Source organism: Streptomyces sp. NPDC051020 (genome assembly GCF_040683105.1).
Lineage (GTDB): Bacteria > Actinomycetota > Actinomycetes > Streptomycetales > Streptomycetaceae > Streptomyces.
Map to the genome: position 1 here is coordinate 1 of NZ_JBFBCG010000183.1, position 4,245 is coordinate 4,245.

General features: G+C 67.8%; 2 protein-coding genes and 2 pseudogenes. All 4 read right to left on the reverse strand.

Annotated features, from left to right (window positions below; translation table 11 throughout):
- Nucleotides 1-94: 94 nt before the first annotated feature.
- Nucleotides 95-604, reverse strand: a pseudogene (ureG, locus tag AB0N06_RS38165) (urease accessory protein UreG); the annotation flags it as partial.
- A gap of 25 nt (nucleotides 605-629) precedes the next feature.
- Nucleotides 630-1,303, reverse strand: a pseudogene (locus tag AB0N06_RS38170) (urease accessory UreF family protein).
- A gap of 71 nt (nucleotides 1,304-1,374) precedes the next feature.
- A complete protein-coding gene (locus AB0N06_RS38175; protein ID WP_366139270.1) occupies nucleotides 1,375-3,207 on the reverse strand; it encodes an urease subunit alpha in 1,833 nt (610 codons plus the stop codon).
- Nucleotides 3,191-3,853, reverse strand: coding sequence for an urease subunit gamma (locus AB0N06_RS38180; RefSeq protein WP_366139271.1), 663 nt, complete (start codon nucleotides 3,851-3,853; stop codon nucleotides 3,191-3,193). Before AB0N06_RS38180 ends, AB0N06_RS38175 begins: the two co-directional genes overlap by 17 nt.
- Between the last annotated feature and the right edge of the window lie 392 nt (nucleotides 3,854-4,245).

Below are 4,245 nucleotides of genomic sequence, written 5' to 3' on the forward strand. Positions count from 1 at the left end.
GTACCGCCTCCACGGCCGCACGACGGAGAAGCGACCTCAGGAACGATCATCGCGGACCCGCCCTCATCCCCGCAGTGAATTGGGCAGCAGAGTCCACGAGGAGGTCGGCGGTGGTGATGCCAGGGCCGCCCTTGCGCGGGATGTCGTCGCCGCTGGCCACGTCGATCACGAACACTTGAGTGTCGACGAGTCCGCGCGAGAAGGTGGCGGTGAGGTTGTCTCCTCCGGACTCGATGAGGATCAGGTCCAGCGGCTGCAGCGTCTGCTCCAACTGCTCGACCGCTTCGAGGTTGGCGGAGATGTCGTCACGGATCGCGGTGTGCGGGCAGGCACCGGTCTCCACGGCGGTAATCCGTTCTGGCGCCAGCACAGCCTCGCGGCGCAGGAACTCGGCGTCCTCGCGTGTGTAGATGTCGTTGGTGACTACAGCGATGGACAACCGGTCCCGCAGCGCACGGCACAGAGCGGCGACGGTCGCAGTCTTGCCTGAGCCTACGGGCCCGCCGAGCCCGACCCGCAGCGCGCGGCGGCTGCCGTCGGGGCGCACCGCATCGGCGCTGAAGGTATAGCGGTCGGGCATGGTCGTGGGGTGGTCGAGGTGCATGGTGGCTCCAGCAGGAAGAAGCAGGTCAGGATGCGAAGAGACGGAGGCTCCAGGCGGCGTGTTGCTCGCCGGTGATGTCCAGCAGCGGAGAGGACGCGGCGGGCAGCACGCCGATACCGTCGGTGGCGACCCGATGAGCCGCGTCGGCTGCGGATCGGGCGACGTCGTCGAGTTCACCGGCGAGCCGTGCCAGTAGGGCGGTCGCGTCGAACGGGTCGAGGCTCAGCAGCCGTACCGCCGCGGTCGCCGGCCCGCTGACGTTTTCGTACGCGGCGCACTGCGCGACGTCGAACGGCGTCAGTCCGGCGGCGCGGGCCGCGACGCCGAGGACGACCGGCTGGTGCGCTCCCTGCGGCCGGTCGCGGCGAGCCGGTCGAGGTCGGCCGAGCGCCAGGTGGCACGGGCCGCGCGCATCATCTGTCGGCCCAACCTGCGCGCGACCTGCCGCAGCGCGGGCATGGGCGTACGGGCGTCGGCAGCCTCGTCGAGGGCAAGGGGGTCGTGTCCGGCGGCCGCTGCGGCGGCAAGCCCGGCCGCCGTTAGCCCGGCGGTGTACAGACGACCCCGGCAGAAGGCCTCCAGACTTGCGGTGTCGTACACGCTTTGAGAGGCGATCGCGGCCTCCATACCGCCGGAGTGGGCATGCCCACCGGCGGGAAAGCGGCCATCGGCCAGGACGAGCAGGGCAGCACGGCTCATGAGGGCAGTGGCCCGCCTTTCACGGGGACAGGCGGCCCGGCGAGAAGGCGGGGCCGGGCCGGTGTGGGGGGTCAGAACAGGAAGTACCGTTGGGCCATCGGGAGTTCGGTGGCGTAGTGCCGTCCGATCAGTTGCCCGTCCACCGTGGTGCGTACGTCCGAGGTGGTGGCACCGCCGATGGTGACGTCGAAGGTGTCGGGGTCGATGACGATCTCCGGCAGGCCGTCGTTGTGCACCATGTCGGCCTTGGTCACCTCGCGGGTGGACTTGATCGCGCGCAGCGGCTTGAGCAGGCCGATCCTGGACAACTCGCCGTCGAAGGCCAGCTCCGAGACGAAGTTGAAGGAGTTGGCCTTCGGGGACCGGCCACTGAACCCCCACACCGGACGCGGCAGGAACGGCTGCGGCGTCGGAATCGAGGCGTTGGCGTCACCGACCTGCGCATACGCGATCTGGCCCGCCTTGATGACCATGTGCGGCTTCACACCGAAGAACATCGGTTCCCACAGGACCAGGTCCGCCAGCTTGCCCACCTCGACGGAACCGACCTCGTCGTCGATGCCGTGGGTGATGGCCGGGTTGATCGTGTACTTGGCGATGTAGCGCCGGGCCCGGAAGTTGTCCGCTTTGGCGTCGTCCTCGCGCAGGTGTCCGTAGCGGGACTTCATGACGTGCGCGGTTTGCCAGGTCCGCATGATCATCTCGCCGATGCGTCCCATGGCCTGCGCGTCGGAGGACATCATCGAGATGGCGCCCATGTCGTGCAGCAGGTCCTCGGCAGCCATGGTGGAGGGCCGGATCCGCGAGTCGGCGAACGCCATGTCCGCCTTGATCTCGGGATTGAGGTGGTGGCAGACGATCATCATATCGACGTGTTCCTTGACGGTGTTGACCGTCAGGGGTCGGGTCGGATTCGTCGAGGCGGGCAGCACGCTCGGCTCGCCCACCAAACTGATCATGTCGGGTGCATGACCGCCGCCGGCGCCTTCGACGTGGAAGACGTGCAAGCTGCGGTACTTGATCTCCGTGGTTTTGCAGCGTTTCTTGGTCGCGGCGAGTGTGTGGCGCACGAACCCGGACTCGTTCAGCGAGTCGGCGTGCAGGGCGACCTGGACACCGGTCTCCTCGCAGACCCTCAGCGCCGAGTCGATCACCGCGGGCGTGGCGCCCCAGTCCTCGTGGATCTTGAAACCGAGGGCGCCGGCGGCGACCTGGTCGCGCAGCGCCTTCTCTGAGACCGTGCTGCCCTTGGCGAGCAGACCGATGTTGACCGGATAGGAGTCCAGCGCCTCGAACATCCGGTGGAGGTGCCACTTGCCGGGCGTCACAGTGGTGGCCGTACTGCCCTCCGCAGGCCCGGTGCCGCCGCCGATCAGCGTGGTCACGCCCGACGCGAGTGCTTCGTGGATCTGCCCGGGGCACAAGAAGTGCACGTGGGTATCGACACCGCCCGCGGTCAGGATCCGCCCGTTGCCGGAGATCACCTCCGTCTCGGGCCCGACGACGAAGTCCGACGCACGTGCGTCGTTGTGGGGCGCCGACGACATCGTCTCGGGGTTGTACGCCTTGCCGATTGCCTGGATCCGCCCGTCGCGCAGACCGACGTCGGCCTTCACCACGCCCCAGTGGTCCAGGATGAGCGCACCGGTGATCACCGTGTCCACCGGTGCGCTGGGATCATCCCGCGGGACGTGAGACTGGCCCATCGACTCGCGGATCACCTTGCCGCCGCCGAAGATCATCTCGTCGCCGCTGCGGCCGGGCCCGCCGCACCAGTCCGCATCGATCCGGACGACGAGGCCGGTGTCGGCGAGCCGGACCCGGTCGCCGGCCGTCGGACCGTAGAGGTCGGCGTAATCGGACCGCTGCAACGGGCCCGGAAGCTGTTCAGTCTGACTGCCCATCGAGGTGCATCTCCTCTTCGCTCTTCCCGGCCTGAAGTCCCCTGACGATGCGGTCCCCCGCGATGGGCACCATCCACACGGTGCGCCTGTCACCGGGCTCGAAGCGTTCCGACGTCCCGGAGGGGATGTGCAGCCGCATGCCGCGTGCCGCATCGCGGTCGAACACGAGGCCCTCGTTGACTTCGGCGAGGTGAAAGTGCGAGCCGACCTGGACCGGACGGTCCGAGGGGTTGCTCACGGGCAGTTCCACGGGCCTCTGGCCCTTGTTGAACGCCACCGCGAATTCCTCGTCGTCCGGGAGAAGCTCCAGCTTGCCCGGATGGACGTCCACGTCCTCGGCCGACTCGTCGAAGGGATCGTGAATGGTCACCAGCTTCGTCCCGTCCGGGAACGTGGCCTCGACCTGGACGCTGGCGATCATCTCCGGGACGCCTTCCATGACTTCGCTGCGCGCCAGCACATGGCGGCCGGATTCCATGATCGAGTCCACCGTAGCGCCGGCCCGCGCCCCTTCGTACACGTGCGTCGTCAACAGCGCCATGACCTCGGGATAGTTCAGCAGCAACCCTCGCTCACGGCGCCGCTGGGCGACATCCGCCGCCACATGGACCAGCAGACGTTCCTGTTCATGAGGAGTCAGGTGCATGCAGTCCTCCTTCCTGCTCATCGCTTGATCTGTGCGGCGAAGGCTCACGAGGACAGCGTGATGCGTGCTGGTGCGCCGGGCGCCGCAGATTGATCATCGACGGGCAAGACAAGCGAGACGAGAGAGAAACCCTTTGTTATCCCCAATGGAGTGAAATGGAATCATAAGCGGAGTATGTCCCGCAGAGTGGTGTAGATACTCACGGGTCGTGAACGCGTGGGTGTCTGCCCGGGGCATGCATCCGCTGTTGGTGGCTGCTCCCTGAACAAGGGGGCACTAGGGCGTGTTTCGAAATTGGCGTCGTCCGCCCGTAGGGCGGGCCGGGCGGCGTCTGGTGCGTGCGATCGCAAGGCGGAGGGTCGCCCCGATACTGGGCGTATCGGGGCGAGCCC

Coding starts and splice junctions, on each gene's coding strand:
- AB0N06_RS38175 (WP_366139270.1), bottom strand. CDS start 3,207: ATGGGCAGTCAGACTGAACAGCTTCCGGGCCCGTTGCAGCGGTCCGAT.
- AB0N06_RS38180 (WP_366139271.1), bottom strand. CDS start 3,853: ATGCACCTGACTCCTCATGAACAGGAACGTCTGCTGGTCCATGTGGCG.